Consider the following 26,107-nt stretch of genomic DNA (forward strand, 5'->3'; position numbering starts at 1 on the left):
CCATCTGGACGGAAAACCATGGCTTATTTTGAATCACTGATCACTGAACTCAAAACCCGGAGCACCCGGGCGATCCAGAGTCTCCTCTCGCTCGAAAGCAAACCTCTTCGTGACTTTTTGAGCGAGAAGCTGGCCGCAACACCCGGATCAAAAGATGCTCTGCTGGCCGACCCTGTGTTTGAGCCCACCTTCGGATGGCTCAAGAGCGGCGCAACCTTGCAGTCCTTGTCAGGCGGGCTGCTCAGCTCACAACTGGTAAAGTGCATGCAGCGGCCGCCCGCAGTCTTCGCCGATGAATATACGTTTCCAGGCGATAGGCAGATCTTTACCCACCAACTGGAAGCATGGGAGATCTTGGGGCAGGAAGAACCGGCATCCCTTGTTGTTACCAGCGGCACGGGGTCGGGCAAGTCCGAATGCTTTCTCGTCCCAATTCTGAACAGTTTGGCCCGTGATATCGAACGCAGGGGTAGACTGCAGGGTGTTCAAGCCCTTTTTATCTACCCGCTTAACGCGCTTATCAACAGCCAGCAGAATCGTCTGGACGCCTGGACAGATGGGTTTGACGGTGATCTGCGCTATTGCCTTTATACGGGTGCTCTAGAGAACGAAGTCAAGAGCACTGCAAAACAGTCTGCGGGCCATGTGGCAGATCGTACCTCCCTTCGCGCAAGCGCCCCCCCGGTTCTCGTCACTAACGCAACCATGCTTGAGTACATGCTGGTTCGTAAGGAAGATGCCCCCATTCTTGAGCAGTCCAAGGGGCAGCTTCGCTGGATCGTTCTCGACGAGGCTCACACTTATGTTGGCTCCCAAGCTGCCGAAATGGCGCTCCTGCTACGTCGGGTCATGCTCGCGTTCGACGTAGATCCGCTTGACGTTCGCTTCATCGCCACCTCTGCGACGTTTGGTTCGGATAAAAAGACCGTTGAGTCGCTGCAATCCTTCCTTGCTGACATGGCCGGCATTGAACCCGACCAGATCCATGTCGTTCATGGTTCCCGACACGTTCCCGAAATCGCGCCCCTACAGACGCAACATTCCTCGAATGACTCCATTGATCAGCTGATGGAAATCGGGAGCGGTCAGGAAATCAGTAAAGAGCGGTATCACGCGCTCACGCAGCATCCATTGGCACGCCAAATCCGAACTGCATTCCTGAAACCAGGGGGTACTCGCGTAAACACGCTTGCAGATCTTCATCGCTCGCTAAATGCAGACGTAAGCCCCGCCGACATCTTGACCATGCTGGACATCCTTTCAGGCACGCGAAGTGGTACCACGGATGATGACCCGTTCTTCCTTCCTCTGCGCGTACATCTGTTTCACAACGTTTTGTCAGGTATTAAGGTTTGCATCGACCCCAAATGCGCTCAAAAGCTTCAGACCGTCCTGGACGCGCCCGAGTGGCCTTACGGAATGGTTTACACCGCTGAGCGCTTGAGCTGCGATTGCGGCTGTCCGTTAATCGGCCTAGTCAGTTGCAACGACTGCAACCAGCCATTTTTGCTTGCACATCGACGTGGCAATCTTTCGCTGGTAAGTGCTGACGATCATTCGGAAGATGAGTTTTCTATCAACCTGGATGGAGAAGCCGAGTTGGACGGGGATGAGTCCTCCAGCGCCACCTCAGATGTGCATATGCTGATCGTCAACCGCGTCGCTGGCGTTCAGACGGAGAGCCTTTGGTTCAATCCCGTCAAGAAGCAGGTGGAAGCTCACGCTTCCACACCTGATGCCATCGGGATCAGGGTCTTCAATCAGATTCAGCGTGACCAATGTCCTTGTTGTGCGCAGGAATCACCTTCAGGCCGACAATTTCGCAGAGCGTCTATTGGCACACCTTTCATGCTGAGCACCGTTATCTCGACGGTGCTGGAGTTCTGCCCCGAAGACAGGAATGATCCTCTCAACAAACCCTTCCGCGGTCGGAAAATGATTTCGTTTACCGACAGCAGACAGGGCACTGCCCGAATCGCGGTGAAGCTACAGCAGGACTCCGAACGAAATCGAATCCGCAGTCTGGTGTACCACTCGCTGCTAGGCGCGACGCCATCAGCATCTTTGCCCGAAGAAGACGAGCAGGATCTGCAGGATTACCTGCAAGAAGAGCGCGCAGGTACTATCCGACCACGTGATGTGCGCCGGCTGCAGGAGTTGAAGGATCGTAAGGCCAGTTTAGCCAAGGGTGTAGAACTGCCTTGGACGGAGATGGTCAGCAGCTTGACAACAAACAAGGACTTGCAAGAGGGATTACTGCGCTATTACAACACACTGTCAAAGATCGCGTTTCCTGAAACCAGTGGTGCGAGAACCCTTGCAGGGGTGATGCTTGCGAGGGAGTTTGTTCGTCGCCCCAAACGACAGAACAATCTGGAAACGATGGGCTTGGTGGAGATCACCTACCCTGCCCTTGCGCACGTCGTCAAAGCCCCCCTTGAGTGGCCTACAGGCAACATTGTGAGCTGGCGGGCCTACCTGAAGATTCTGCTCGACTTTTATGTTCGCGAGAACAGCTTCCTGCACCTTGACCAGGAGTGGCAACGTTTCATCGGCGCAAAGATCAGCCCAAAATGGCTCCTCGCACCAACCTCCAAGGAAAAAAACACTTCAAGGATCAAGACTTGGCCGCAGGTTAATCTAGGTTCTAAGCGCCAATCGCGACCAATCCAGCTCCTCTGCAATGCTTTCAGCTGGGACGCGCAAGATAATCAGGACAAGATCAACCACCTTCTTCAAGAAGCCTGGGTTGCCCTGACGACGACTTCGACGATTCTGCGAAGCAGTGAAACAGGCTATCAACTGCACCTTGAATCTCTCCATTTTCGATTGAGCTCCGACGTGTTTCTGTGCCCCATCACCCGGCGGCTATTGGACACCTCGTTCAGCAACCTTTCTCCTTATTCAGCGCCTGGCGGGCAGAATCCTTTGCGGCCAATACGGCCTGTCTCAATGCCTCGTTATCCTCAGGCATTCGGCGGAGATGTAGATGCTTCAGAGAAAATCCTCAACGCCCGCGCTTGGCTAAATTCAGAACCACAGGTGATCGGACTGCGTGATGAGGGGCTTTGGTCGGACTTGCATGACCGGATTATCGAGGGGGCGTCTTACTTCCGTACCGCGGAGCACTCTGCCCAACAACCGAAAGCCAAGCTCAAATCCTACGAGACTCAGTTCCGTTCAGGTCACATCAATCTGTTGAGTTGTTCGACCACCATGGAGATGGGGATCGACATCAGCGGTATCACGGCCGTCGCGATGAACAACGTACCGCCCCAGACGGCAAACTACTTGCAGCGGGCAGGCCGGGCGGGACGACGCGGAGAAGGACGCGCCGTTGCGTTAACCATTTGCCGCAAGACACCCCACGACCAGCACGTGTTCGCTAAGCCCCGCTGGCCGTTCGATACAAACATGATCATTCCGGCCGTCTCCCTGCGAAGCCCTGACCTGGTCGCGCGCCACGTCAATTCCTACCTTTTGTCCTACTGGCTCAAGACAGTATTAGGGCGAGAGGAGCTCAAAAGCATGACCATAGGCCCCTTCTGCATCGAGGAACGAGGCGATTCATTAGCGGGTCGATTCGAAGCGTGGTGCGCCAATACCGCGGGCAGCTTGCCTGCGGTCATCAAAGGTATCGAGAAGCTGGTTCATCGCAGTCCGCTCGTGGACATGAATCCTGAAACGCTAACCCGCCACACCGCAGCCGCCATGCGAGATGCCGCGCAGAGCTGGAGAGACGACTATACCAACGCCAGCCAGGAACTCGGCTACTTCAAAGGCTGCTCAGAAAAGAAAAGCGCGGCTTTGCGCGCGCTGAACGCTCAGCTGGAACGGATCACGGGGGAGTACCTGCTGAGTGAGCTGGCAACTCGCCGGTTCCTTCCAGGTTACGGTTTCCCCACGGACATCGTCAGCTTCAACAACATAATCAGACAGCCGCCTGACAAAGCGCGGGAATACTCACGCGAAGATAACCGCGGACGCTATCTGGATCTCGCGACACGAGACCGTGTAACCGGGCTGCGGGAATATGCACCCGGCGCCGAAGTGGTCATGGATGGATTGGTTTATGAGTCGCGGGGCATCTCACTCAATTGGAGGCTCCCCGCGTCCGAAGAAATACTGCGTGAAGCGCAGCTTTTCAAGTATGCGTGGCGTTGCTCACATTGCGGCGCAAGCGGGAGTACGTTTTCGCAACAACCGGGCGACTGCGGACAGTGTGGAAGTGCTTTGGACGAGCAGGAGGATGTTCTGCGCTATTTGGTGCCTTCAGGATTCGCTGTGGACTTCTACGGCAAGGATCCACACACAGATATCAGCAAGCCTACCTATATCCCCGTCCAGCGGCCTTGGCTAAGCGTAAACGAGCCTTGGTTGACGCTCGCGAATCCAGCCAATGGCGCATTCAGAGCAAGCGCCAAAGCACGCTTGTTCAACCATACTAGCGGGGATGGTGGGCAAGGGTTTGCACTCTGCCTGGAGTGTGGTCGTGCCGAGGCAATGCTTAAGTACCCTGACGAGCAAGCTGCCAAAAACGAGAAATTTCTTCCGCACAAATTTCGCAGCGGCGAACAACACAGAAGGCTCAGGGGCGGTCGCACCGACGATGGTGAGAGCATTTGCGCAGGCAGCTCCGACAGCTGGAAAATACAACGCAATGTTCATTTAGGACATGACAGTGTCGCAGATGCCTTGGAAGTGATGATCCGTAACCCTATGACGGGCGAGTATCTCAATGACGAAATTGCCGCCTTCAGCATTGCGGTTGCTCTGCGCGATGCAATTGCCGATCAAATGGGAGTGATGTCCGACGAGCTCGGTTTTGGTACCAAGCACGTTCAGTGGCAACGAGAGCCCGTTCGACTCATACAAGTATTCGACCTGCGCAGTGGCGGCTATACGTCCCAAGCTGCTCACCTGATGAACAGCCCAGTTCTTTGGGATAATGTGTTGGATAGCCTTTCATGCCATTGCACCGGCGCATGCCAAGAATGCTTGATCGGATTTGACACCCGATTTGATGGCGAAAAGCTTGATCGTCACAAGGCGTTGGAATGGATATCCAAGGATTGGAGAGCATTCCTCGCACTTCCCGATGACGAAGCGGTATTCGGAGCGGATTCTGTCGCTGAAACCTCAACGCTTCTTGAAGCTGTAGAGCGGTATCTTGCACAGGATAAATACGGTGCAGTGACCCTCTACCTTCAAGGCCCTGTTTCGCTCTGGGATCTGCCCATGGCCACAGTGTTGAGAGATAAAGTGCTCGGCTGGCAATGCCATAGAAAGATCGATGTAACGCTCATCGCCGAAAAAGGCACTCTTGCCCTGCTCGATGAAGCCAGTCGTTACAGCTTGGCGTCCTGGGTCGACGTAGGCATTACCTACGAGGAAAGCGATCCAGGCCGCATGAATCTTCAGGGCGGCCATCACTTGTTAGTCGGGCTGAGCGGTATAGACGGCGAACTGACCTGGGCAAGCAGGCAACCCCATATAGGCATCGCCAACCCTCACTGGGGAGAAAGCGATGGGGAAAGCCCACTGGTGCGAGGATTGCTCAGCCGTGGATCCGAACCTACCCGTCCCTACACCCTGAGTGAAATAAGACCCAAAACTGGTGACATCGAGGTCGATATCCACAAGGATTTGGATGGAACCATCGCCCGATTCGGCGACCGGCTCTGGGCTCTGCTCTGTGATAAGTCGCCGGGGTTACGTGCGGCCCTGGAAGGGAATGATCCCCTCCAATCTGTGGCATATACTGACCGCTACGTGGTATCGCCATTGGCAGCCGCTTTGCTGCTCGAAGCCCTGACGGCCCTGAGAGAGCGCGCGACAGTGGCGTCTGGCACGTTGCCTGTCGCAATAACCGGCAGAGAATTTGAGTCGAAAAGCCGTGCGCCTCAGCGGATTTGGCATGACTGGCTCAGTGATGTCGATCGTGACCACGCGCTTCAGGAAGCTCTGGATTACGTAGGCTTTGAGGCTCAGGTCAGGAGTGAGCCAGGCATCGAACATGGGCGCATGTTGAAGCTGGTTTTCGAGTCTGGCAAACAAATCCGGATTCGTCTCGATCAGGGCTTCTCATATTGGCAAGTGGATCGCAACATGAGTCACCGGCAGCAGCAGCTTTTCGACTTCAAAAAAGACTCAGTTGAGCAGGGTAAGGCGCTGCATGACATTGCCGTCGTGTTGACTGCGCCCGAGATCGGTAATACACAGATATTTATAGGACTGTAATCAACGAATTGCCGTTGGAGAGTGGCTTGGTACTCTTCAACGGCATATCGACCGGTCAGCATGTCTTGCGGGCAGTTAGTGCTGGCTGGGTAATGGCTGTCATGGAAATCCTCCAGATTTGCCGAACGCTACCAAATAGCTGCCGGCTAACACGGCCATGACGTCATTTCTCAACCTTGCGGCCAACACAACCCGGCAATCTGCTCAATTCCAGAGGGTTGATCCTGGCGATCATTCATGCAATCCCATGCCGAGCTCATGGCCGAGTGGCTTAATCTGCCCCAGCGACCAACTAAAGCGTCTTCGTTCACGGACTCGTGAGGTGCTTTCAGAACACATCTGGAATGTCTGCCGGATCGGCTGGTGCCAAGTGCTGAGCTAGCATACGCAGCTTGCCTAGCAGCTCGTCAAAGGTGACGACCTCGACGTCCTTGCAGGCGTTGCGAAATATCTCGAAGCTCCGCCGCCGACCATCTTCTGTCGGCTTGGTACCGGCAATGACAACGCACCTCGCCGTGTCAGGTTGCAAGTCTCGCATCGTTGGATCTTGCAGATGCGACAGCCAGTTGGAGCGCATCAGGCCTTGCTGGTGTAGTACCTGAGTAATCGCTCCACTGAGCTGCAGATGAGGGCCGAATACATCGCGATTGCGATACGGCCTGCTCTGCATGAGTGGAGTGGAAGGCTTCTTGATCTCCACGATCGCCAGCTCGCGGCCCTGCGCGAATAGCAGATCGCCGATGTGGGCGCCAGCGCCATTGACCATGGATCCATGGGCATGGAACTGGGTGTGCAGAAGTGCCACCGGTCGCGCGAACACAATCCCTAGGATGAACAGGTTGGCCTCGAAGAACTGCTGCCAGTACCCCTCGCTGAGGTTCTGGCCAAGCATGGTCTCGAACTTTTCGATCATCACAGCCAAGGTGACCCTCTCGATCTCGGCGCGCAGCTCGAAGAGTTCGCGAGGAACTTCCTTAGCCAGCATCTCAACACCGACCTTCACCTACCTAAGCTGGTGACGCCGCGCTCGCACAGCAGCTTGTGCAATCGGGTTGCCGACCTTACGAGCATTCGTATCGCTCACCAGCACAGGGCGGCTGCCTTCAAATACCACGTTGGGCATGAGCGCCGGAAAGACCTGGCTCATCACCCAGTGCAACTGGGCTGACGTCTCACTCTTTTTTCGGGCCCGCGTAATCCGCATGCATGTTCTACGGCATTCATCCACCCTTGCCTCACTCACAAATACCACATCGTCTGTGATCGAGGTGTCACTATCATCCGATATGACTAGGGTTTTTAAACCGGGGGCGAATCGCAAGCTTCGCCAGAGCGGGGTGAGCTGTTTCACCAGCCCCAGCCCTTCATCACAGGAATCAAACAATTTCCGAGGTAGGCTGACGTCGATGTAGAACACGGCATCATCCGGAGTGTCTGGAAGGTCGCGAGTCGATTCATGGCTGTACATGATGCAGCCTAGATTTCCGTGCTTGGGGCTACGATAACGCTGGGTGTGGGGATTGGTGTAGATGGGATACATCGTAATCCAGCCGGGCTCGATCGTGGCCAGGCGATGCCATCTGTTCTCGGGCAGTGATTGCCATTTGTTCGAGGCGACTTTGTCAAAAACCTGAAGGTACAAGTCAATGCAAAAGCCAGTTTCCAATGGCCGCCGAATGGTGATGAAACTTGGCTCTAGCACTTCCTCCCCGTTCCAGGTGTCCTGCGAGTTTTGCTGAGTCCCTGCCATAGCTTTTTTCCATGCGGAATTGTTGGAGTTGCTCATTGATGCGCGTGGAATTGCTTACTGCGCCTTGACTCGATGACCAGTTGGGCAAATTGAACCAGATCCCGCACCAGCCCCCTGCGCGACCTGTCCAAATGAAATCCCAGCATCCCCACTGCCTTGGGCCCATCTTGATCGCACCTTAGCGAATCGCCCACCATCGCGATCTGGTCATGTTGATCGCCGAACAAGTGCCCAGGCGTTACCTGCAATGCATTGCAGATGGACTGGTAGATCTCGGCGTCCGGTTTCATCGCACCGACCTGATAGCTAAAGGCGTAGCCATCGAGCTCCGGAAAAGCTTGAAGCACCGCAGCCCCATAAGGCTCGCAAAGGTTGGAGCATATGCCCACTCGCACGCCCTCTGCGCGCAGCAAAGCCACCGCCTCAATGCCATCCTCGAACGGAGTGATCGATGCGACTTCGCGATCCAGATCGTCCTCCAGCTCTTGCAGGCGAGCGGGCGATAACCGGATACCCAATTGATCCGCAGCTTCATTTAGCGACCACGGGTTGCTCATCAGCACCCGCACATCGCTTGAGCTAGCCCGGCGGCCACATGCCATTCCTTCCTTGAGCAGTTGTCTAAACGGATGAAGCTTGGTTTGGAGGTTGAGCACGGTGCCAAAGGCGTCGAAGACAACTGCTGAAATCATAGGGCTACCTGTTCGGCTAGTCCGTGCGACACGGAGGTTATGGCGCTTGCGACCGTATCCACCCCGGTCAAATTTGTCCAGAGCGCGAAGGCGGGTTGGGTCATTGCCCGGACAACCGCCCTCCTCTGGCCGTGTCTAGAGCCCCGCTTAATTCAAGACTTTATCCCGCCTCTCCCACGGCTAGCTTCCACTTGAGCTCGGTTGGCCTCTACGGCTTTCAACGCTGCCCGCCCCCCTCGCTTACTAAGGTCAATTCCGATGACCTTGATGTCCTCTACGTTGGGAAATTTCGAGGCAATAGTCAGCCAGTACTTCTGCAGTGCTGTGACCAGACCTTCAAATCGTTGCGGGCCCTTATTGGGTGTCTCCCAGGTAACCTGGCCACCATGGTTCAGGAGCAAAAAGATGCCGCAGCTGGAGCTGACGTCGCGCAGATAGTCTCCACAAAGCTGGTTTTCGAGCCGCTCGAAGTGCTCTGTACCGCTCCAATTTTGCGACAGCTTCAGCTCAACAGGTACTGGCGCATAAATCTGACTATTTTCGAATCGATAATCAGGGCGCTTGTCGTCGGCCAGCTGTTCCTCCTGCGGAATGACGTAGCGCCCCGCCGCGCGCGCGCTCAACCAGTTACCGATGAACTTGCGGATGGACGTTTCCTGATTGGTCAGTAGCAACAGCTCCGCATAGCTCGAGTCGCCATCCTCCAAATCATGCTTCAGATCCAGCAGACGATCGATCGCAAGATTCCAGAGTTCACGATGGGTGGACGGTGTGCCTTCCAGTGACTCGTGAAAGTCGATGACTTTCGCTGGTTGCCAAGGTGGCGTCTGCGAATCAGCGGCAGCCTTTTGCTGAGCGAAATATGCACTCCATGGTCGCAAACGCTCAGCGGGATGCGCTTGAGCGATTTCCTCCAGGGCAAGAAAAGCTTCCTTCCCCGGCGTCTCACGAATGAATGCTAGAAGCCCATCACGCGCGCTTTGGGCGTCGTCCCTCAGACCTGGTGAGTAGACACCTTTACCTGCGCGGTCAATATCATCCTCGAGTCGTACATGAGTGTGAGTCAGCAGGTACAGAGATTTTGCATGCGCTACCGTTTTGTAATTTTGACGGCTCCGGCTGATGGTGTGGTTTCCCACAATGGAGGTCAGGCAGCGCATGGCGAACTTCGCCTTTTCTTCATCCGATGAAAGCGAGCCGATGTGGGCTGTGAGTGCAGGAATGGCAATCCCGGGCTCCGCTCCAATCCAAACGGCATACCAGCTAGGTGCCATTTCTAAGTTGGGTTCTTCTACGGCACGTTTGGATGCGAGCCCAGCAAGGGTTTGATCATCTACTGAGGAGCTCTGTACGACGCCCAATGCGCGCTGAAGTGCTTCAAGAGTTTTGATTGGTTTCTGCATCCGGGCTACCAGCGGGACTGCCACCAGCGTACGCATCCACTCATCACCTGAGCGCGCTTTGCGCAGAACGTTGTTGGTGCTCAGATTGGAGTCCTCCACACCCAGCTCATAATCGACTTCGCGCAAAACAATATCTTGGATAGGTAGCGGATGAACCTTAGCAAGCTCCGTGAGCCAGTCCGGAAATCCGTTCAGCTCAAGCAGAGCGTACCGGCATGCGAGTTTTGCGTCGTCAATAGACATCTGTAAGAAGTTAGAAGGCTCTTCTTGAGCCTCTATGGCTAGACCGATCAGCCCAAATATCACCTGATATGGCGTTGAGTTTGGGGGAGCCCCTTCGGAGGGTAGCGTCGGTCGATATCCCCGCCAAAAGCGCACAGCGCCATCCCGGAATGTTTGTGCCACCGTCGTGCCAAATTCGGGTACAAGCGACTGCCAATGCCCGCTACTCCATGTGTTCGAGGCCGTAGAGTCTTCACGCATCCGATCCATCAGATATGCCTGGTTACGCGTCATGACGCCAGCCTCAGGACTGTTAATCAGCGTCACATTGGCCGCAAGCCCTTCTCGCCAAGCTCGTCGGTTTTTCTCTTCCTCAGCCTTTTGTCGGGTTGCTTCTTCTTTCCTCTGAGCCTGTTTGATTTCCCACTCTTCTACTTGTCGCTCCGGTGGATGCAACAGCAATTCAAGTTTCTCGCGGAGTTCGACGTGGGTCTCCGTTGCCTGTTGGAGCCGAACCTCCCATGGGGCCGGGGCGCCATGCCCCGTGTAGATGTTGTACGCCATGCTGAGTGCCATCAGGCGATCGTCATGTTCAGGGAGGCTATCGATCTGGTCACAGGCGACGTCAAAGTTTTCCCTATTCACCGACCAAAACGGCCGGAAACCGAGCAGTTGCCGAACATTAACTAAAGGATCGCGATGCACTTTTCCTTTGCGGGCCAAGGCAACGTCGTACCAGAAAAGTCGGTAATCGAGCTTGGGCCACGTAGGCACGAACTCCCTCAACCCTTTGTCAAGTTCACGAGCGGATCGCTCATCGTGACCATGCACCTGGGAGAGTGTGCTCAGAATCGCGAGAACTGACTCGTCGAATACAGACGGATCGCGTGCCTTTAGCAAACGGAGAACCGCTATGCCAGCGATCTCGGCAAGCCAACTGTATCGTTCCGAAATACAGATGAAGCCTTGTGCCTCAACGGGGGGCTTCTTCAGAAGCGCACTGATTCCGCGAATGAAGTTGGGAAGACTTTCCAGCGGCGATTCTGCTGCCAATGATGAAAGCTTGGTCGCTAGGCTGTCCCCACCGCTATAAGGTTCTTTATTGGCGGATCGCTCAAGCGCTTTCAGCAGCCATGGAAGCCAAAGGTCGTCCAGCGGCAGTTCATCAAGCACCTCAGCTAACCAGTCCCGGTTCACCTCTGAATCTCCTGCTAACAGGCCAATGCGGATGTCGGCAAGATCTTGCGGCGTACCAAGGTCGATCAGGGTACGGATTGCGGCTATTCGAGTGTGTTTATTCGCAGAGTTGAGGGCAAAATGCTTGGTCTCTGCAAGTGCACCAGTCACCTCGCCCTGCCAGACCATTCTCAAAAGGAACCAGGCGATGTCATCATTGGTACCGTAAAGTACCAACAGCTCTTTGATGTCTTCAGTGAGATCGTGGTGCGCGAATCGCTGTACGGCCGAGTAGTCGGTCATCGTCCAGCTATGGGCCGGCTGCGCTAAGTGCTCGCACGCTTTGCGCAGCACTCTACGGCGTGTGCTCAGGGGGAGTTGTCCTGGATCGCCTCCCTCGAAAAATACCTCCGGCGCAACTTCCTCAAGACGTGTACAGATGCGTTCATCTAACAACGCCAACCATGGGAGAACTGGCCGCATGGATGGATTGATAACCTCCAACCCGTATTGCGTCAGGAAGAACAAATTCTCAATCTTGACCCGCGAGGCTGCACCACAGATGAGCGCGTGGAGCCATTCGGCAGTTAAATATTCGCGAACTGTTCGATGGTGAAAACGAACCGTTCCGTAGATGCCAGGCTCGAAAATTGGCCGGCTCAGCAATGCTGCTGACTCTATGTCGTTCCAACCCTTCAGGACGGCGCGAATCGGAATTCCAGATTTATTGGCTTCACCATCTGGAACGCGGATTGCTGAAGTTTGCCCCAGGGTGGTGGCTGCTGCGATAAGGCGAACACCATCCCTGAGTCTATCCGGGGCGATGGGCCTTTGTTCTGCCCGATCTTGGTCTCGCTCTTCAAGGCGGCGATTAATGCTGCTTTGCATCAGCTCCAAGCGGGAGCCTATTCGGTTGTGCTCAAGCCAGAAGTCGACGAGTTCCAGGAAATCTAGAGGGCGTGTGGTGAGCGACCATGCTTCCTTGCGCTCTACGGCTGCGCGAAATGCTTTGATGTCCTGAACGCCAGTGGCCATGAGGAAGCGATCAATCTGCTCACCATGGATGTCATCCAACGTCACCAGGAGGAACGCCGTATCTGGTTGTGACTGGCTTGGTACCGTCTGTACAACATTTCCAGAGCCGTCATCCTTTGTGACAAATGCCTGCCGAGCTGCAGGTTCAAATGCAAAGGCCGTCTCGCATAACGCAAGATCTGTCCTTGCGCGCCATGCTGTACTTCGTCCGGTGATGAGTACGTGCATATGGGATGCGATGTTGCGGGTGAGGCGGCCAAGCTTTTTAACCGCCCGTTCAAAATCTTTTGGATCATTCAGCCGAGCCTCGTCGACCGAATCCATGAGCAGCCAGCCCTCAGAGCCTGAATCGATCCAGGCCTCGAACTCTTCATGCGTGCCCACCTCAAAGGCGTCTTCAAAGTCCGCGGTTACGTTCTCAATGCGAAGAAAGAATGCGGATTTGCCCTGGCTGCGAAGCTCCAAAGCGACATTACGGATTTCAGCGGTTTTTCCTGAACCGGCCTCGGACAGCAGAACCACTCGATTGTGACCGAGGAGGTCAGGCCAGCAGAGCTCCCCTTGCCTACCATGGTGGCCGCCTAGGTCGGTGTCATCGGAGGCATCAGAAGCCAGCAGGATTTTGGAGAATGTACGATCGAGCTGAATGAAGGCGTCCGAATGCCTGTTCATATGTAAGTCCTAACCAGTTCATGAGCAGTCCCGGCCGGGCCCGCAGAGGCTCCACCATGCTACCTGAAATATCGAGTCCATCTAAGATGTCGCCGAGGACTGCGGATCATGGCTGGGCGTGCATCCCTAGTGTATCGTCTCAAAATTAACTTCTCTCATGCCTGCGTGGTCATTGCCGCGCGGGCTCGCTGTATTTTGTTCAAAATGTCTTCTCCCTTGGCGTTCCAAACGTAGCGAGTCGGCTGGGCATTTCGTAGTGCCAGAAATGTGGTGATTGAGCTTTCCAATTCGCGAATCGAGCTGAAACTACCGTCGCGCAGGTATACCGTGATGTCACGAAAGAAGCGCTCAACCATGTTCATCCACGAACTTGAGGTCGGGGTGAAATGCATATGGAAGCGCTTGTGCTTTTCGAGCCAGGCCTTCACTTTCGGATGTTTGTGCGTGGCGTAGTTGTCGACGATCAGGTGCAATTGAAGGTGCCTGGGCGTTTCTCGATTGATTTTCTTGAGGAAGTCCAGCCACTCCTGATGCCGGTGTTGGCGCTCGATAGAACTGATCAACCTCCCCTCAAGGTAATCGAGCGCAGTGAAGAGGGTTACGGTGCCGTGACGAATATAATCGTGCGATTGCGTGCGGATATGGCCGATGCCCAGAGGCAGTCCCGGCTGGGTACGCTCCAAGGCCTGAACCTGACTTTTTTCATCGCAGCACAGCACCAGTGCCTTGTCTGGCGGGTCCAGATACAACCCGATGACGTCCCAGAATTTCTCTTCGAAGTTGGGATCGTTGGACAGCTTGAACGTACGAGTCAGGTGCGGCTTTATGTCATTGGCAGCCCATATACGCTGGACGCTGGCCGGAGAAATACCTGCGACTTGCGCCATGCTTCGGCAGCTCCAGCGAGGTTGGCCAATACGAGGTTGAACCACTTGCTCAAGCACTCGAGCCATAGCGTCTGGCGGCAAGGATGACTTACGTCCGCGGCCAGGCTTATCGATCAAACCGTCTAGTCCCTGTTCTTGAAAACGCTTGCACCAAAGAGTGACTGAGCGAAGAGAGAATCCAACCAGGCGGGCTATCTCAACCCTTGAACAACCTTGAGCAGCTAACAGGATGACCCTCGCGCGGCGACCGTCACGCTGACTGATGGTGGCTGATCGTGTGCGACGGCTCAGCTCGGCGCTTTCTTCAGGACTCAGGACGATATCTTGGGCGCTCATTTCTTCGCCTCCAACGGTGTAATCAACGAGCAAGCATAGACGATTTTACAGAGCATTTATTTTTGAGACAGTACACTAGGACATCTGATTACTATGTCCTAATAAACACGGAAGTCGACACTGGAATATTGGCGGTCTGGTCACACGAATGGCTGATCCACATCGAGCTGGAAGTCCCTGCCTCAGAATCTATGGTGATCCATCATGATCCGCAGAGCCACAGCCTAGGCTAGGCTAGCCGGTACGTTGTGACTATCCAACAACACGCGCCGCAGTAGACGGGCGAAGGGGGCTTGAACCGCCAGCCCTCCCTTCCACCTTGTAATAGTCGGTTACTTATCGGCTACCGAACTTAACGTGACCGCGCAGCCAGCCTTGATAGCCAACAGCTATCTAATCCAGACTAAGCTTTGGTAACTGGGGCTGTATAGCAATCAGGCTGAGCGGGCCAGCCAGCTCGCCCTCGGACTCACGCTCGATGTCTTCAGGTTCAATTGTCCGAGCCTGTGTCAACTCATCAAGGATGGTACGAACCTGCCTTATGTCACGGAGCACTTCGTTAAGGCCTAGAGCCAAACTGTGACGTTCGTCGTTCTCGAAATGAACTTGGTCGACCGTGAAATTAAAGCCGTATGAAGCATCTCCGGAGGGATTTCCGTAAAAGTCTTTCTCGCCCGTATATTCGAGGTTGTGATTGAGGGCGAATTGAATGAACTCGTTAAAGGATTGAAACCGAGAATCACTTTCTAAAAAAAGCTGCAGGTGGGATATGCCATCTCTTCCCTGCACGAGATACTTTCCGTACAGGGAATCTCGAAGTATGAATCTATTCTTGGGGTTGTGTTGGTATGCGAGAACCTGCTCCAGAGCAGTAGAAATTTTGCGCTCTGAAGCTTCCAGGCGCCTCGGAAGGCCTGTGTCGGATGAGACGCTCTCGCGGTCGATCCAGAAGGTCGAGAGGAGGTAAACAAATTCTATGTTCACCTGTGCTCGCAGCATGTCCAAGAGCATGTTGCACTCCGGGACGTCTGGGTTTCTGTGATTTATCTTGTCCAATAAAGGACTAACCCGCAGTGCAAATATTTCTGCAGCATCACCGGCATCTTCATTGAGGCTCTCTAAAAAGCGTCTGTGATTCAAGAACCGCTCAAGCTTCGATAGCACCAAGCGGTATCTCTCACTTAGGTCATCGGCGATCCTGACATCACGGGAGCGAGCAATAGCCTGCATGACAGGGCGAAGGTCAGTCTGGTAGATGTAAAACTGGTTTACTTGAATCACGGAAGCCGGGAGTAGCGAGTTGGCGTGAGCTGGCTTTTTGATGTGCTTTACGAACCGCCCACCTTGATCTGTGATCTGGCGAACGCTCGCTTCAGAAAAGCGTCCATCAGCGATCCCAGCATCCACTGCTTCTTCCGAAATTCCGCGGTACCTGCCAACCATGACTTCGTCCTGTTAAAAAGGGAGCCGCAGACATTTTGCTCCGGCTAGGCCAAATTGGCACATGGTATCCTAGAAGAGGATGCTCGGCAGAGACGCTGACTGCGAAATTACTCAACAGGTTCCGGTCTTGCGTAGCTGCGGTGGCGGATCTAGCGAACCTTGGAGGGGCCTGTAAACCTGCGAACCTGTCGCAATCGAACCTATGGAGCCCACACCGGCAGCGTGGACGTTCCGACCTTGTCGATAACGATGGCCAGGCTTTGTCGGGCGCGAGTTACCGCGACGTAGAACGCCGCTGCAGCCGCGGCCTCCAAGCTCGTGCCCTTCTTGATGAAGTTTTCAATGTTGACAGTGGGTGCAAGCAATACTCGATCAAAAGTCGCCCCCTTCACCCCTTTGAAATTCTGGAAATCTAGATCGAGGTGCTTCGCCGAGCTCACCGAATTTCTTAGGCACTGCGGCCTATACCGGCCGACGTACTCATCGACGTGCTGAGTGTGAAGAAGGAATACCCCGTCGTGCTCGGTCTCGTCCAGGTTCTCCGAGGTGGTGCCAGGAAAGCCCCAGGTGGCATCAAAGATGGTATCGGAAAAAGTCGCGATCTCTGTTCTGCACCTGTAGGTCGTTGTCGCGTAGGCAATGCTCAGCAAACCCTCCGCCTCTCGGTCTCTGAACCATTCGAGGGATGCGGCGTATCCAAATTTCTTGTTCTTTTTGCCACGAGGATTTGTAGACAAAACCGCCTGCCTGACATCTCCCACCATTCGCACGTCAATCGTAGAGCCGAGCAGCATCTCCAGGATTTCCCAGTCGAAGCTCGCAAGATCCTGGACTTCATCGATCAAAATCTCGTCGTAGATGCATTCGAGCCTGCGTAAAAGCGCTGGGGTTGCCTCCATGAGTTCAAAGGCAAGCTTGCCGAGTTCGCATGCGTACACCCGATTTCCGGAGTCCATGAACCTGCTTCTGCCGACAGCACGCTCGAATGGTCTGCCCTCGAAGTCAAAGCCCTTGACCCTCTCCTTAGGGAATTTGAACCGTAGAAATGGCTGGGCAAAATGACGAAGCAGGAAGGTGTACCAACCCATGACCTCCAGCGCGCTACTATCGCCCGCCTGGCTCGCTAAACGCGAGCGGATTTCCTGCTGGTTGGTTTGTGTGAAAGTGAGCACCGCGATCTGACGATCAGTCGCTTGACGGCAGTAATCCACCAAGCCTTGGGTCTTTCTGCCCCCCGCGACGGCCAGCGTCAAATGGTTAGGCATTCTGGATGAACTCCGCCGCTTCCTTCATGTAGATCGGTGCGGTTAGGTCTTTCGGGGACTCGGCGATGAGCAAAGCACCCTCAGTCTTTTCTCGTGTCATCCAAGTCACTAGGTCGGCTTTTGGCGTGATCCCGAGCACATCCCGCAGATGAGCTTCACCGTTCGCTGTGATCAGTTGCGGTTCGAGGGTACTGCCATCACTCACTTCGCCAATGAAGAGTTCTCGCTTCTTGCCGTCCAGCCACTTCTCGACCGGCACCCGAAGATCAGCCGGCTCAATGCCGTCGTTATCCCGCATCACAGCGACCGGCTTATCAACGGCAGCACAAAGCTCAAGACAGCGGGCCAGCGCAAGCCCCCGCATGCTGATGACATCGACACCGGCAGCCATGGGTGTTAACCGATGCACGTCTTGAAAAACCCTTTCGAAGACTATTTCGTCAGATGGCCCTTCCACCAAGACAACCTTTTTAGCTAAAACGAGACGAAGCGTGTCGTAACCTGGCAGGCGCTGGAAGTACCGGACGGTGCTGGGATCAAGGGCAGTGATCTTCGAGACATGGTTCCGATTCAAAAGGTGCAGCGAATTGAGACCAAGGCGGTTCAGCACGTATGTGCTGTGCGTGGAAACAAACAGTTGTTGGTCGTCAGATGCAAGCTTCTCTACACGGTCAAGAAGCGTCGACAGGCTGGTATGAGAGAGATGATTCTCTGGTTCTTCGATCATGACGATCTTCACTTTGGCCGAGTGACGCTTCATCGCGAGCGATATCTTGATCGCAGCTTGTTGACCCTGGCCTGCCATCGAGAATGGAACATTGTCTACATGAGGGGTAATGACGCTTTCCCAAGACGTGCGTGACGTCTGATCCATCGCCAATGCCATAGGCTCGGCCAGCAACGATGCACCGAGTGTCGAGAGCCGCGTATTAACAGTCGCCAGCGCACCATCGGTCATCGACGCTTTGACCGTACGAAAGCCTAATGAGATCTCAGCCTTCTCGGTGGTTTCCAAGTGATCACTCAGAATCTGACGCAGGTGGTAGTCCACACCCGTTGTTGATTTGACTGTTCTGGAATCGATGGTGGCCACCGACAGCACCCGCGGACGCTTGGTAAGCTCCCGATCAGCGAACGACCGCCATTCGCATGTGTAGTATTCAACGGGGAGCAGCGCGTTAGGTGCCTTGAGCCATTCATCCAGCATGTCCTGGTACTCTTCGTTGGGGTAGATCCTCAAGAATAAGCCTGGGCAAGCATGGGTTGGCACCGAGGTGTTAACGGCACCACATAGCACCTGCAATTCATCGTTATCGTGCAGATACAGCTCTATTAGAATTTCAGGCAAGGCAGGCTTTTTACCGCCCGCTCGCAGCGCTAAAAACTCCTGAACGAGTTCGGTGTTGAACCAGTGCGGGTTTAATTCTTCGAGGACGCTGCGGCCTGCGATCCGACCGTTCAGGGCCAGGGAAACCGCCTCCATGAGGGTGGACTTGCCGGCATCATTGCCCCCAACCAAAATATTCATTTTCGGGTTGGGGAGAAGGTTGAAATCTTTGTAGATGCGGTACCCACGGATGTGAATTCTAGTAATCATGATCGTCATTCCTTTGGCGACAAATGCAGAATGTTCTTTATGGAAAAGCTTGAGGCATCAAATGACGAGGATGCTAAGCCCCGCGGCTACGAATCACGAGAACCTTATCAAGTAACCCATCTAAGCGCAGTAAGCCATCACACGTGGTTCAGCATGAAGCAAATGACTTACGACGTAGATGACCTCTCAACCTATTGGCATTGATTCATATAGGCACGGGCGCCTGAGAATGTAGACAAACGCATCCTGGGGCAAGAGCACCAGGATACGTCCTGCGACGTGGGTTTCGATGGCTACGAGTCCAAATGGTGTCCGCTGACGCTCTGAGACTTTTAGCCGATCGCTAGAGGAACTCAAGGTCGTCGCCAAACTAACCTATGAACGCCGCTCGTGAAAAAAAGCTCGTACAGGTGCACGGATCCCGGTGAGGCCACATAGTGATGCGCCAAAGCTCAGAAACTGGTCACCTCAACTGTAGGCTTCACTCCATAGACATGAAGAACGTACCGACTACCTTCCCTGACCACCTTGGCGGCCGGCATGTAGGCATAGTGATAGTGGTAGAAATAGGTATCCTGACGCCACTTTTGTCCATTGGCGAACTCGAAAATGGTGTCTTGATCCTCAAATCCGTTGAATTCGCCGCTTAGCTGGCCGTCGCAAACAATCATAGAAACTCTCCATTCAAGCGTTTATCGAGCCACTTGGATCGTACCAGCGCGGAAGCTGTATGGTGAGTTTAAATGACCGCACACCAAAGCCATAACTGACGTATTCGGTGCCTTACGCAACACACCCCAAAAGTTCGGATGCGACCGTGTCCACGCTCACCAGTGGCGTTCGGTGGACACCAGCCGCCTTAACGTCAATATCTGGCTAAATGACCCGACTAAACCTACTCACTTTTTCAGAGGCCCCAGATCGATCGCGATACAACGAGGGTCGTCAATCTGGGCAATCATGGTGTCGCTGGGTTCATTATGCGTGAAGGCGCCGATAAAGTAGAAAGTGAGATACCTCACGGCTGCTGCCTGGTTGAGAAGTTCATTGAGGTAGCGCCGGGAACGGTACCGGGTCATGACCTCATCGGAGACCTGAAGAAAAGCGTCCTTGTCCGCAACCGAATCGTAGAACTTGAAAACGAAGCCTGCTCCCTCTCGTCGAAAGATCCGGCCGCCACCGTTGTACACGCAACCGGCACTGTCAGGCTTGGCCCAAGCAACTTTCTTGAAGTAGGAGCGCAGCGGTATCTCGCCTCGCCCCGCCACGTTTATGATCACTTCGGGAAATAGATCCCCGAGGGTCTCGCGCGCGTCGTGGTAGTAATCCACGAGCTCTCGAAGGTCTCCACTCCTGTGCTTGCGGTCGGTTCGGGTAACCTGCGAACCCCCGGCTGCGGCTCGACGCCCCTTAACTTTCTCTGCATCCTCGCCCGAAGCTACTTGGGGCGGACGAACGATCGGATCCTCGGGCTGTGCCGGAGGAACAAAGATATCGATGACTGCGTTGAGTTGCCGCTTAGCTAGGCGGGTGCGTGTCTGCTGCTCCGTTTCTCCCGGCAGCGGTGCATCGCTGCCCCCGTCCTCGTCGGGCAGCACCCACTCGCACTCTTCATGATGCGCATAGTGCTCATTGTCCTTGAAGTGGGGAGATTTAACGCGCGCTACGTCTGTTGGATGAATGTCGTAATTGACGGCTGTAATCCTAGGAACAATTTTGAGCTGTCTGCACTCAGGCGATGAGCACTGAAACAGGAACCGGCTGCGTGGCTCAGTCTGGTTAAAGTAGGCCTGACGAGCACCACCGATGGTCAATTCATGGCCCAGCTCAACACAATAAGCCCGGGTAATCCTTCTCTTCGTTCGCATCCGCAGCCCCATGCAAATCTGGAGACTAACCTGTTGAATGCCAGCCGCCAAGTCCCGGGATAGAGCCTCTTCTGATCGCTAATAGCTTTTTGTAGAACCTGAATGAGCTGGTCGTCAAGCAACTCCTAGGACGGCTATCGGCGATCCCCTCTTCTGCCTTGGCACCCATCAGGATTCGCCGCATGAAGTGCTCAGGAATCGGCTTCTCGATAACTCCCTCCAGCGCAAACATCAGTTTGCACGTCGATATCGCTGGCAGCGCTGTAGTCACTGTCGACTACGTGGGCGCAATTCACCTTGTATTCAGGCTGTCGATCGGCCCACCCAAGCCCAAAAACCCAGCATATAGCGATACTAGATAAAATAAATCACGAAAAACACAATATGTGGTTTTTTTGAAAAATGGTGCTCTTGTTTGTTTTCAAAGAGAAGGCGCAGCCAAAGGCTGCGAATAAGGCGATTCTCCTCTGCCCCTACAGGGGCAAAGCCAACATTATTCACAGATTCTCGAAAAGGTTTTGAATTCATCAGAAACCTAAAACCAACCGATACGCTTCGATAAAAGAGGTCGATGGTAGTGAGTCGTCCTGCGTTGCTGTCTGCCTGAAAAAGTGCGGATGGCCTTGGAATCGGTGTCCGGATACTCGTGGAATGGGTGTCCGGATGGCCATGGAGTCCGCAGCTACCGGACAACAATCCCATGGGCGGCCAAGTCGTTTACTAGCGTTTTACGGCTCAGCATGGCCGGGACTTTGAAGGCATGTCTATAGCCGTAATAAAACCCTGCGGGGATGACTAGTAGACCAACACCGTAAGTAGCGGTCGCTACGATAATGCCGGCGGGAATGGCACCTAACGCAAAAATGATCCCTTTGATGAGGGTCGATCTCGCAACAAGCCTCATGTGATCAAGATCATACTCAACCTTGCCGTCACTTTTCTCAAATGCGACGAGAACAATTTCCTTTTTGCTAAGGTGTTTGAAATACCAAGTGCGCGGCTTATCAGTCACCATCGCGCCATGTTTTTTCAGGTAGTCGAGCATCACAACATTCTTGAAGTGAAACGTATTGCCCTCGGCGTCTTCGCACCGAACCATACTGTATAAAGCATCAATGTCGCCGCTAGCTTGGAGACTGTAATTCTTGACCGTTACCGTGAGTTTCTTGAGGTCTGACATAACATTCCAAGTACGAAAATAACTTTCCCTTGCTCATGAGAAACCTCAAGGCTTCGTCACAAGAGCGCGCACCCGGCCAACGCGTTCATTTGTCTTCGATGGACGTGAGCAGCTGCATCAAATCGGGTAGGAGGTGCCCTTCTGTTCTGATGAGCACCTATCAATGGACGACTAATCGGCTTGGCTTATAAGCGAGGGAGCAACAGTATCCCCTTCATCGCCTGAGTGCTCAGACACGATGACGTAGTGATCGCCCCCGTCCAGGCTTCGCACAAGAAGGTAACCCTGCCTTACTTCCACCGGCCGAACCTGCGGGGTGAAGACCGTCATCCCATCCAAAATCACACCTGACAGATCACGATAAACTACAGCTGCGTATCGATTGCCCACTCGCGCTGCGTCCATCAGGTAGGCATCAACGGTCACGTCCCATTCGATAGCAGTTGCTCGTATAACTCCCGGCGGATGCTCCATCTGTTCACAAGCACTCACGCTACATTCCCTCAATCGACTTCAATAATTTTTGCCGGATCAAACCCACAGTCTTCTCCGGGGTACCCGCGCTGATTTGATAAGAGACGGCAGCCACCCACCACGAGGTCGACCGAGTGATGCGTGTGCCCGAACGCCCAATAGTCTGTCCGCTCTAGCAACTGATGCCACCGGTTGTAGTAAGCAGCACTGACATGTCCATCTTGCTCATCCCCCGCGACCTCAGGGATCGGGCAGTGATGGGTGACGATGAATGTTTTGCCCTGAAATGGCTGAGCCAACTCTTGGCTTAAAAACGCCCTGGTAGCCTCATTCTTGGCCACCAAATCAGCTGGCCGCAGGCGGCGATAATTCGAGTCTGTGCGGATCATCCGGAAGTCGTTCATCTCACGGGCGCACTTCATTGAAGCCGCGGTCACGTCACCGGTACTCGAAAAATCTGTCCATGCTGTTGCTGCCAGAAATCTCACGTTACCGAACATCCAGGACTCGTTTTCCAAGACGTGAACATGGTCTGCAGCAGCAGCACGCATCTTCTCAATCGTTCGATCCAAGTGCCCTTTGTAATGCTCGTGGTTTCCTGCGCAATAGATCACTGGCGTGTTGAAGGTCTCATTTGCCCACACAACACCACGAGCCTGAAGATCAATGTCCCCAGCAAGCACGACGACATCCGCCTGCACGTCTGGCGGGATGAAGCGATTGAATTCGTTATGCAGATCGGAATAGAGCAGTACTTTCATGGGCTTCGGGCTTTACTGCTTGGGTACGGCCATACGGGTAAAAGCCCGCTTGTCCGCGCCTCAGAGCTGAAGTTGGATTAATGCGTATATTGGGAAAACCCATCTGACCCCGTGCTGTGCGGTGGCACGTAGCACTCAGAATGTCAGTCGACGTGACTATAGGCATTTGCGTATGACAATGCAAATTCAGCATATCGTTCCGTTTGAACGGAAACGTTTATGTCGCTTCGCTCCGCATACGCCTCTGCCTTGCAACACCTACGCAAACGCCGCGAATCCTCGCAGCAAGCTTTGGGTCAGGCTGCCGATCGCTCTTACATCAGCCGGCTGGAATCGGGCACACGCTCAGTGACGCTCGACGTTAGCCAAAACATTGCTAAAGCTCTGGGCGTCGACCCGCTCACCCTTCTGGTCTTGGCATACGCAGCAGACAGAGGTCAGACGCCGCAACAGGTTCTGGATCACCTTCTGGTCGACCTGACCGCTACCGGTTTGCTGGGCAGTGAAATTCCGTCCCTGCCCTCCAGAGAGCGCCACCCAGTCGCTGCTGCAGCTGAAGAGCTGCGCGCCCGTATCAAGGAGCTTATGGCTGAAGGTCTTAGCCAGTCCGACGTGGCCAGGAGGCTTGGTGTCGCCCGCCAGACAGTGAGCAACCACCTCAAGAAGATGGAATGATTTGAGCGGTTGAAGTTGGATGTCGTGGGTCGACCGAATTGGGCGCCTGTCATAGGAAATCATCGACAAGACGCTTAGGGCAACGGGTAGCACCACGTCGTCGGCAAGGGCAACAGATCCGCTCTTGGATCAGTCACTACGTGACATTGTGGTGATCAATACCTAGGGGCTTACGGTAACTAGTCCCTCAGGGCGAAGAAGCCATACCTTCCATTATTCCGATTCTTCGTGAAATGCTGGTAGTTGAGCATTGGGATTACCGATGGATCCGGCTCCTTGTTCTCAAAGATGATGATCTGGTAGTCCTTGAAATTATCCGCGATGTCCCGGTAGAACCCATAAATCAAATCGCCGGTGATCGCATCGGCCTCATCTTCAGGCTGGCCGTCCCCTTCTTTGTAGGTAGTAAGCGGTGAGTCCAGCACCACGAAACCAGGATGGCGACCGGAGAGCTTCAGCAGGTTCATCAACCCCAGCACAAATGCAGAGAAAGCCACGGCTCGATAACCCTTACCGAAATTGCCGCGCGCGCTGCCGCCAATGGTGATGTCCCTTGCCTTGAAATCGAAGTTGACCGGGAGGTAGCCAGGGAAACCCCAGCGCTCCAGGATGGACTCAATTTCCGCCACCAGCGGTGTCACAGCCTCTTTAAAGCTCTCTGCCGTATAACCTGCTTGCTCTTCGAGCAGCAGAGCCCCCAGTCTTTTCAGCTCGTCGCTTAGTTTGGCCCTATCCGCTACTCGCAGATCCAAGAAAGACAGGTCGTGCTTGATACTCGATGAAAGCTCCTTGAGGTCACTGACTGATTGCACCGATTCTTCAAGCTCTACTGCGATCTGCTTTTCCAGAGCTGCAATGGCCGCTTTGATCGTCAGGGCACTGGAGGTGTTGCTCTCTATAGCGACAGAAAGGGAGCCTTGAGCTTCTGCTAGTTCCAGGATGTTCTCGGAAATTCGGTTCAGCTCGAAGGTAACGCCCTTTTTGATGTCATCCACGTTGGCCGTGCAAGACTCAGAGTCAAAATGATTGCCACAGGTAGGGCAAAGCATTGAGTCGGCTGCATCCAAGAGAGCCGCGGCCTGCTCAATACCAAGAAGGCGCTGGCGATCTGATTCGTATTTCTTACCAAGCATATCGAATCGACCAAGAAGGGCTTTGTCTTCAGCTATCTTGACGTCGACGACCTCTAGCTCAGAGGCATGGAGGGCCTTCTGTTTAAACAGGCCTTCACTCGACTGGAACGCGGTCTTCAGGTCTGCCTCCGCCTGCCCGAGTCGGCCGGCCACTTGATGGTTGAATGCATGCAGTTTTTGGACTTGAAGAAGCTGGGTGGCGTCATCGCTTGGATAAAACTTGCTGATGATTTCTTCTACAGCTGTGACTTTGTGCTTCAGAGCCCCTTTAGACTCAAGGTCTTTTTTCGCTGACTTCACCGATGCATCGTCTTTACCCGTGAGAAGCAGCTTTAATATCGAGTTTTCTTTGGTCTTCTCCATAACCTGACCGGTACCAAGTGGAGAGTATTCGGCGACGATCCTCGACTCATCGATCAGGAAAACCTTCTCAAAGTCACGAAGAGAGAAAGCACCACTTCTCAGGGACTCGGAGCCCAGAAGCAAAAGCTTTCCATCCAGGCCAAGCTTGTCCAGGAACTGGCTAGAGAGGGTGGATTTGTTGCTGGCACTGTGCTTGGTTCCCAGCACTGAAAGCTTGCCCTGTTCGTCAATCAGTGTAGCTTTGGCGTTTTCGGCAAGCGGCCTTACGATGGTGAAAGCGGTTCCATCATCGTTATCGAATTTCACCTTGACGGTGGTATACCCCTTTGAAACCTCTAACTGCTTTGGGGGCTTTGAAGATCCCAAAGCAAATTTTATACATTGTACGATGTAGGACTTTCCGGTGTCAGACCCGCCCTGCACGACGTTTGCACCTTTGGTGAAATAAACTGCAGCATCTGGAAGATCAGGGCCGCTAACAACAACACTTTCAATGAACATCAGATTGCCCTGTCAACTTTATAGATGGCGCGGCGTTGAGCGGTGAGATAATCAATATTATTACTCACCCACAAAACGCGCCGTCGAAAATCCGTGTGGTACTCAGTGGATAGCTTGTCTGCGAACTCACGTCCCGCTGGGGTAGCTCGATACCGAACGCCCTGCTCGTTCACTTCGGAGGTCATCATTCCTTTGGACGTGACAAGCTTTATAGCGCCTGGAAAGACCTCGCGCCTGCGGACAAGCTCGGCAAGACGGTTCATAAGCATGGGGTGCAAGCTTGGGCCGCCCTGGAAGTCATCGCTGTAAATCGCAGCGTAATCTAGGAATATAAGTTCGTCCAAATCAAGCTCACGGGTAATTCCCGCAAGTAACAGTACGATCCTTGCCCCATTCTCTACAGGGCTGTTGAACAAATCCTTTGAGTTCATGAC

The 26,107-nt window shown here is 54.1% G+C and carries 16 protein-coding genes; 2 read left to right on the forward strand and 14 right to left on the reverse strand.

Annotated features, from left to right (window positions below):
- Nucleotides 1-18: 18 nt before the first annotated feature.
- Nucleotides 19-6,240, forward strand: a complete 6,222-nt coding sequence (locus AC0IXS_RS00420; protein ID WP_471823387.1) for a DEAD/DEAH box helicase — start codon at nucleotides 19-21, stop codon at nucleotides 6,238-6,240.
- A 328-nt stretch (nucleotides 6,241-6,568) separates the two neighbouring features.
- Here the strand turns inward: AC0IXS_RS00420 and AC0IXS_RS00425 are convergent, their stop codons facing one another.
- The 12 genes from AC0IXS_RS00425 to AC0IXS_RS00480 all read right to left on the reverse strand — a co-directional run bounded on the left by AC0IXS_RS00425 (nucleotide 6,569) and on the right by AC0IXS_RS00480 (nucleotide 23,001).
- A complete protein-coding gene (locus tag AC0IXS_RS00425) occupies nucleotides 6,569-7,225 on the reverse strand; it encodes a Shedu immune nuclease family protein (protein WP_234778509.1) in 657 nt (218 codons plus the stop codon).
- Nucleotides 7,226-7,243: 18 nt separating this feature from the next.
- Nucleotides 7,244-8,026 (reverse strand): hypothetical protein, encoded by a 783-nt coding sequence (locus tag AC0IXS_RS00430; protein ID WP_234778508.1) that lies wholly within the window; start codon nucleotides 8,024-8,026, stop codon nucleotides 7,244-7,246.
- The gene (locus tag AC0IXS_RS00435; RefSeq protein WP_054989541.1) at nucleotides 8,023-8,682 is read right to left on the reverse strand and encodes an HAD family hydrolase; all 660 of its coding nucleotides are present in this window, start codon (nucleotides 8,680-8,682) and stop codon (nucleotides 8,023-8,025) included. The genes AC0IXS_RS00430 and AC0IXS_RS00435 overlap by 4 nt, the downstream gene beginning before the upstream one ends.
- Nucleotides 8,683-8,834: 152 nt before the next feature.
- Complete coding sequence (locus tag AC0IXS_RS00440) at nucleotides 8,835-13,190, reverse strand: NACHT domain-containing protein (RefSeq protein WP_471823390.1); 4,356 nt, start codon at nucleotides 13,188-13,190, stop codon at nucleotides 8,835-8,837.
- A 155-nt stretch (nucleotides 13,191-13,345) separates the two neighbouring features.
- Nucleotides 13,346-14,413 carry an IS630-like element ISPsy32 family transposase gene (locus AC0IXS_RS00445; RefSeq protein WP_137203601.1) on the reverse strand — a complete coding sequence of 356 codons (1,068 nt, stop codon included), beginning with the start codon at nucleotides 14,411-14,413 and terminating at the stop codon, nucleotides 13,346-13,348.
- Between the two features lie 393 nt (nucleotides 14,414-14,806).
- Nucleotides 14,807-15,856 (reverse strand): hypothetical protein, encoded by a 1,050-nt coding sequence (locus AC0IXS_RS00450; RefSeq protein WP_054989539.1) that lies wholly within the window; start codon nucleotides 15,854-15,856, stop codon nucleotides 14,807-14,809.
- Between the two features lie 200 nt (nucleotides 15,857-16,056).
- Nucleotides 16,057-17,121, reverse strand: coding sequence for a UvrD-helicase domain-containing protein (locus tag AC0IXS_RS00455; protein ID WP_054989538.1), 1,065 nt, complete (start codon nucleotides 17,119-17,121; stop codon nucleotides 16,057-16,059).
- On the reverse strand, nucleotides 17,114-18,718 hold the full coding sequence (locus AC0IXS_RS00460; protein WP_054989537.1) for an ATP-dependent nuclease: 1,605 nt from the start codon (nucleotides 18,716-18,718) through the stop codon (nucleotides 17,114-17,116). The genes AC0IXS_RS00455 and AC0IXS_RS00460 overlap by 8 nt, the downstream gene beginning before the upstream one ends.
- A 452-nt stretch (nucleotides 18,719-19,170) precedes the next feature.
- The gene (locus AC0IXS_RS00465; protein WP_054989536.1) at nucleotides 19,171-19,389 is read right to left on the reverse strand and encodes a hypothetical protein; all 219 of its coding nucleotides are present in this window, start codon (nucleotides 19,387-19,389) and stop codon (nucleotides 19,171-19,173) included.
- Nucleotides 19,390-19,617: 228 nt separating this feature from the next.
- Nucleotides 19,618-20,586 carry a hypothetical protein gene (locus tag AC0IXS_RS00470; RefSeq protein WP_054989535.1) on the reverse strand — a complete coding sequence of 323 codons (969 nt, stop codon included), beginning with the start codon at nucleotides 20,584-20,586 and terminating at the stop codon, nucleotides 19,618-19,620.
- A gap of 682 nt (nucleotides 20,587-21,268) precedes the next feature.
- Complete coding sequence (locus tag AC0IXS_RS00475; RefSeq protein ID WP_054989565.1) at nucleotides 21,269-21,766, reverse strand: hypothetical protein; 498 nt, start codon at nucleotides 21,764-21,766, stop codon at nucleotides 21,269-21,271.
- 503 nt (nucleotides 21,767-22,269) lie between these two features.
- Complete coding sequence (locus AC0IXS_RS00480) at nucleotides 22,270-23,001, reverse strand: metallophosphoesterase (RefSeq protein WP_054989533.1); 732 nt, start codon at nucleotides 22,999-23,001, stop codon at nucleotides 22,270-22,272.
- A 219-nt stretch (nucleotides 23,002-23,220) separates the two neighbouring features.
- On the opposite strand from AC0IXS_RS00480, the gene AC0IXS_RS00485 reads away from it, so the two are divergent.
- Nucleotides 23,221-23,676 carry a helix-turn-helix domain-containing protein gene (locus tag AC0IXS_RS00485; protein WP_471823394.1) on the forward strand — a complete coding sequence of 152 codons (456 nt, stop codon included), beginning with the start codon at nucleotides 23,221-23,223 and terminating at the stop codon, nucleotides 23,674-23,676.
- Between the two features lie 179 nt (nucleotides 23,677-23,855).
- Here AC0IXS_RS00485 and AC0IXS_RS00490 read toward each other — a convergent pair whose 3' ends face one another.
- Entirely contained in the window at nucleotides 23,856-25,673 is a 1,818-nt protein-coding gene (locus tag AC0IXS_RS00490; protein WP_054989531.1) for a hypothetical protein, read from the reverse strand.
- Nucleotides 25,673-26,104: an ABC-three component system middle component 2 gene (locus AC0IXS_RS00495; RefSeq protein WP_054989530.1), complete on the reverse strand. Its 432-nt coding sequence runs from the start codon at nucleotides 26,102-26,104 to the stop codon at nucleotides 25,673-25,675. The genes AC0IXS_RS00490 and AC0IXS_RS00495 overlap by 1 nt, the downstream gene beginning before the upstream one ends.
- Nucleotides 26,105-26,107: the final 3 nt, after the last annotated feature.

It is taken from the genome of Pseudomonas sp. AC016 (genome assembly GCF_979253365.1).

What these genes read in the sequence shown, in the direction of transcription:
- AC0IXS_RS00420 (WP_471823387.1), top strand. Translation starts at nt 19, where the DNA reads ATGGCTTATTTTGAATCACTGATCACTGAACTCAAAACCCGGAGCACC.
- AC0IXS_RS00425 (WP_234778509.1), bottom strand. Translation starts at nt 7,225, where the DNA reads ATGCTGGCTAAGGAAGTTCCTCGCGAACTCTTCGAGCTGCGCGCCGAG.
- AC0IXS_RS00430 (WP_234778508.1), bottom strand. Translation starts at nt 8,026, where the DNA reads ATGAGCAACTCCAACAATTCCGCATGGAAAAAAGCTATGGCAGGGACT.
- AC0IXS_RS00435 (WP_054989541.1), bottom strand. Translation starts at nt 8,682, where the DNA reads ATGATTTCAGCAGTTGTCTTCGACGCCTTTGGCACCGTGCTCAACCTC.
- AC0IXS_RS00440 (WP_471823390.1), bottom strand. Translation starts at nt 13,190, where the DNA reads ATGAACAGGCATTCGGACGCCTTCATTCAGCTCGATCGTACATTCTCC.
- AC0IXS_RS00445 (WP_137203601.1), bottom strand. Translation starts at nt 14,413, where the DNA reads ATGAGCGCCCAAGATATCGTCCTGAGTCCTGAAGAAAGCGCCGAGCTG.
- AC0IXS_RS00450 (WP_054989539.1), bottom strand. Translation starts at nt 15,856, where the DNA reads ATGGTTGGCAGGTACCGCGGAATTTCGGAAGAAGCAGTGGATGCTGGG.
- AC0IXS_RS00455 (WP_054989538.1), bottom strand. Translation starts at nt 17,121, where the DNA reads ATGCCTAACCATTTGACGCTGGCCGTCGCGGGGGGCAGAAAGACCCAA.
- AC0IXS_RS00460 (WP_054989537.1), bottom strand. Translation starts at nt 18,718, where the DNA reads ATGATTACTAGAATTCACATCCGTGGGTACCGCATCTACAAAGATTTC.
- AC0IXS_RS00465 (WP_054989536.1), bottom strand. Translation starts at nt 19,389, where the DNA reads ATGATTGTTTGCGACGGCCAGCTAAGCGGCGAATTCAACGGATTTGAG.
- AC0IXS_RS00470 (WP_054989535.1), bottom strand. Translation starts at nt 20,586, where the DNA reads ATGCGAACGAAGAGAAGGATTACCCGGGCTTATTGTGTTGAGCTGGGC.
- AC0IXS_RS00475 (WP_054989565.1), bottom strand. Translation starts at nt 21,766, where the DNA reads ATGTCAGACCTCAAGAAACTCACGGTAACGGTCAAGAATTACAGTCTC.
- AC0IXS_RS00480 (WP_054989533.1), bottom strand. Translation starts at nt 23,001, where the DNA reads ATGAAAGTACTGCTCTATTCCGATCTGCATAACGAATTCAATCGCTTC.
- AC0IXS_RS00485 (WP_471823394.1), top strand. Translation starts at nt 23,221, where the DNA reads ATGTCGCTTCGCTCCGCATACGCCTCTGCCTTGCAACACCTACGCAAA.
- AC0IXS_RS00490 (WP_054989531.1), bottom strand. Translation starts at nt 25,673, where the DNA reads ATGTTCATTGAAAGTGTTGTTGTTAGCGGCCCTGATCTTCCAGATGCT.
- AC0IXS_RS00495 (WP_054989530.1), bottom strand. Translation starts at nt 26,104, where the DNA reads ATGAACTCAAAGGATTTGTTCAACAGCCCTGTAGAGAATGGGGCAAGG.